General features: G+C 64.2%; 1 pseudogene. It reads right to left on the bottom strand.

The features are described from left to right. Positions 1-429: pseudogene (locus Q4543_RS24565) on the bottom strand (IS481 family transposase); the annotation flags it as partial. Positions 430-522 lie beyond the last annotated feature (93 nt).

Here is a 522-nt window from a genome sequence, read left to right as displayed (position 1 = left end):
ATACTTCACGTCGATATGCAGGTAGCCAGGCTCGTAGGCCTTGAAGCTGCCATGGGCCAGCTTCGGCACCTTCGGCTTCAACGCCCGCAGGTTACCGGCCCCATGGCGACGCAGGCAGCGGTCCAGCCCGGAGCGCGAGACGTCCGGGTTCAGGAACTCGCGCACCACCGCCAGCAGATCGTCGAGCGGTAGCAACAGCGTCGTGCGAAGCGCGACCGCAATGGCTTCCTGGGCCGGTGTCAGCGTGGTCTGCAACCTGTGCGCCGTGTGGCTGCGGTCGTGAACGCTGTCCCGCTTGCGCCACTTCCAGACCGTCTGTTCGGAGATGCCGTAACGCTCGGCGACCAACCGGGCAGGCTCGGTGCTGGCCTGAATCTGCGCTCGGATCTTCGGTGTCGTCGTCGCCTGCTTGTGAAGTGAGATCAGCATGCTCGCCTCCCGTCCCGAACATCGCACAGAAGCGATCTTGCCATGAAGTGGGCAGAGCGCCGAGGGTCTATGTAATCGTCCGGGATGGGACAC

The sequence above is a fragment of the Salipiger sp. 1_MG-2023 genome (assembly GCF_030547555.1).
Lineage (GTDB): Bacteria > Pseudomonadota > Alphaproteobacteria > Rhodobacterales > Rhodobacteraceae > Salipiger.
Note: the sequence above shows the minus strand (reverse complement) of the source record. Positions and strands in the feature narration are given on the sequence as shown.